Origin of the sequence: Pseudomonas sp. 14P_5.3_Bac1 (genome assembly GCF_025466135.1) — a bacterium.
GTDB lineage: Bacteria > Pseudomonadota > Gammaproteobacteria > Pseudomonadales > Pseudomonadaceae > Aquipseudomonas.
The window spans coordinates 12,444-15,748 of record NZ_JANLOF010000085.1; the positions used below are offsets into that span (position 1 = coordinate 12,444).

The window sequence follows — 3,305 nt, forward strand, 5'->3', positions numbered from 1 at the left end:
GCTGGCGTGCCTGCTCCCACATTTGACAGTTGCCGTCAGTCCCTGGCCAACGCCTCAATCGGGTCCAGCCGCGCCGCATTCCTGGCCGGTACAAAGCCAAACACAATGCCGATCAGGGTCGAGCACGCAAACGCGGTAATGATCGAGCCGAGGGAAAACACCATTTCCCATTCCTTCACAAACAACGAAAACAGATAGCCGATCGCAAAGGACAACGAGATCCCGATCATCCCGCCGATCAAACACACCATCACCGCTTCCACCAGAAACTGCTGGCGAATGTCCGACTGCCGCGCGCCCACGGCCATGCGAATACCAATCTCGCGCGTGCGCTCGGTCACCGACACCAGCATGATGTTCATCACCCCGATACCGCCGACCAGCAACGAAATTACCGCGATCAGCGACAACAGCAGCGCCAGCGAGCGGCTGGTTTTCTGCACCGTTTGCATGATGCTGTCGAGGTTATTGGTGAAGAAATCCTTGGTGCCGTGACGTTGCAGCATGAGTTTATTGACGTTTTCTTCCACCACTTTGCTCGGCTGGCCGTCCTTGATGCGCACGGTGATGCTGTCCAGATGGCGCTGGCCCAACAGACGCCCCGCCGCCGTCTCATAAGGCACCCACACGTTGAGCGCCTTGCTGGCGGCGAACATGTTTTTGTTGTCGGCCGTTACACCAATCACCGTGCACGGCAGATTGCCGACCAGGATCACCTGGCCCAAGGGGTCCACATTCGGTCCGAACAAGCGATGTCGGGTGTTGTGGTCGATCACCACCACCTGGGCCTGGCGCCGCGCGTCACTCTCGCTGAAGGCAATTCCGGCTTCCAGCTTCAACCCCTTCACTTTGAAGTAGCGGTCGCTGACGCCATTGACCTGTGCATCCAGGTCGATATTGCCAAAGCGCAGCAGCAGGTTGCGGCCCACCACCGGCGTGGCGCTGTCGACATAATACAGCTGGTTCAACGCCTCCACGTCCGAGGGCATCAATGTTTCGATGGCGGATGCGCGGCTGTCACCAAAACTGGTGCCGGAAAAGATGTCGATGGTGTTGCTGCCGATCGCCTGGATGTCTTTAAGCACATAACGCTTGGCGCCCTCACCGATGGCCGAGATCGACACCACCGAGGTGATGCCGATGACAATCCCGAGCATCGTCAGCAGGGTGCGCATGCGATGGGAAATCAACGCGACCCAGGCCATGTTGAATGCTTCCTTGAACAACCCCAGGCTCGCCACCAGGCGCCGTGCGCCGCTGCGCCGGGTCTCGATGGGCACCTCGGCGGGCACCTCCAGGCCGACGCTGTCGTTGGCCTTGTCGCTGACAATCTCGCCGTCACACACCTCGACAATACGCTGGGCATTGGCGGCCACCTTGGGGTCATGGGTGACGATAATCACTGTGTGCCCGGCGGCGTGCAGCTCGGCAAGGATGCGCATCACCTCCTTGCCGCTGTGGGTGTCGAGGGCGCCGGTGGGTTCGTCGGCGAGAATCACTTCACCGCCGTTCATCAACGCGCGGGCGATACTCACGCGCTGTTGCTGGCCGCCGGAAAGCTGGCTCGGCCGGTGGCTGGTGTGCCCCGCCAGGCCCAGGCGGGTGAGCAAATCCCGTGCGCGGCTGTGGCGTTGCGTCTCTGGCGTGCCGGCGTAGATCGCCGGCATTTCCACGTTGTGCAAGGCGCTCAGGTGCGCGAGCAAATGGTAGCGCTGGAAGATAAACCCGAAGTAATCGCGGCGCAGTTCCGCCAGTTGCTCATCGCCGAGCGAGCGGGTTTCGATGCCATTGATTTTGTAGCTGCCGGCGGTGGCGTAGTCCAGACCGCCGAGGATGTTCATCAGGGTGGATTTACCCGAGCCCGAGGCGCCGATGATCGCGACCATTTCTCCGGCATGGATGGTCAAGTCGATGCCCTTGAGCGCGATGAATTCGCGCTCGCCGGCCATGAAACTGCGGGTGATGCCCTTGAGTTCCAACAGTGGCTGGGTCATGCGTCAGTTCCCCGCCACAACAGGCGTTGCGTCACCGATCACGACCTTATCGCCCTCGACCAGGCCGTCCAGAATCTGCACTTTGACGTTGTTGTTGATCCCGGTCTTCACATCCCGCGACACGGCTTTGCCCTTGGCATCCAGCACACGCAGCGGGTAGCTGCCATCGGCGTTGCGCGAGCCGAGTGCCGCCACCGGCACCATCAGCGCGGCCTGGGCGGTGTCGAGCACGATACGCACCTGAGCGGTCATGGCGATGCGCAAGCGATGGTCAGGGTTGGGCACGTCGAACAGCGCGTTGTAGAACACCGCGGTGTTCTGCTTGGGCGTGCCGGCGGTCTGGGTTTCGAGGAAGTTCTGCGGCGCCGGCTCGGTCCCGCGCAGCTTGGCGTAGTAGCGCTTGTCGGCCTCGCCGAGGATGGTGAAATACACCTGCTGGCCGGGGCTGATGTGAATCACATCCGCCTCGGACACCTGGGCCTTGACGGTCATGGTGTCCAGGTCCGCCAGCTTGAGCAGCACCGGCGCCAGCTGGTTGGCGATCACGGTCTGGCCTTCCTGGGTGACGATGCCGACCACATCCCCGTCGATGGGCGCGACGATGCGGGTATAGGCCAGGTTGACCTTGGCGGTGTCGATCTGGATGTGCGCACTCTTGATCTGCGCATCCAGGGACAGCAGGTTGGCTTGCTGCACCTGGAAGGTGGATTGCGCGTCTTCAAAATCCTGACGCGACACCGACTCGTCGATCTGCAAGCCTTTGTAGCGCTCGTAGACAGACTTGGCCTGCTTGAGCTGCGCCGCCGTGGCGCGGCGCTGGGCCTGCAGGTTCTCTTCATCGACCTGGGCTTTGCGCAAGGTGTTTTGCAGGATCAGCGGGTCGATTTCGGCGAGCCATTGGCCTTTTTTGACCTTGTCACCGACCTTGACCTTGAGCGACTTCAACTGCCCCGAAACCTGGGCGCCGACGTCAACCTGTTTGATGCCTTCGAGCACGCCCGTGGCCAATACGGCATTTTCAATATCACCCCGTTCAGCCGTGGCGGTGAGGTATTGCGGTGTGTCGGCGGGCGCTTGCACCGTGTACACGACAAGGCCGATGGCAACCGCCAATACCGCGAGCATTCCGAGTTTGCGAAACGTTGACTTATCCATAAATGACCATAAAAAAATGAAGAGGGTCTTAAGCAAAAACGGCCTGATGTGGGCGCTGGATTGCCTGTGATTGCTGAGTGTCAGTCACCCTATGCCGGGCTGATACTCCGCTATCGCAGGCAAGCCAGCTCCCACCTTCAGTTCGGTGTATGCCAC

2 protein-coding genes are annotated in these 3,305 nt (G+C 60.8%); both read right to left on the reverse strand.

Annotated elements, in window-relative coordinates; genetic code table 11:
• Window positions 1–35: 35 nt before the first annotated feature.
• A complete protein-coding gene (locus NTD89_RS24955) occupies window positions 36–1,994 on the reverse strand; it encodes a MacB family efflux pump subunit (protein ID WP_262210237.1) in 1,959 nt (652 codons plus the stop codon).
• A 3-nt stretch (window positions 1,995–1,997) separates the two neighbouring features.
• Window positions 1,998–3,149 (reverse strand): macrolide transporter subunit MacA, encoded by a 1,152-nt coding sequence (gene macA, locus NTD89_RS24960; RefSeq protein WP_242197590.1) that lies wholly within the window; start codon window positions 3,147–3,149, stop codon window positions 1,998–2,000.
• Window positions 3,150–3,305 lie beyond the last annotated feature (156 nt).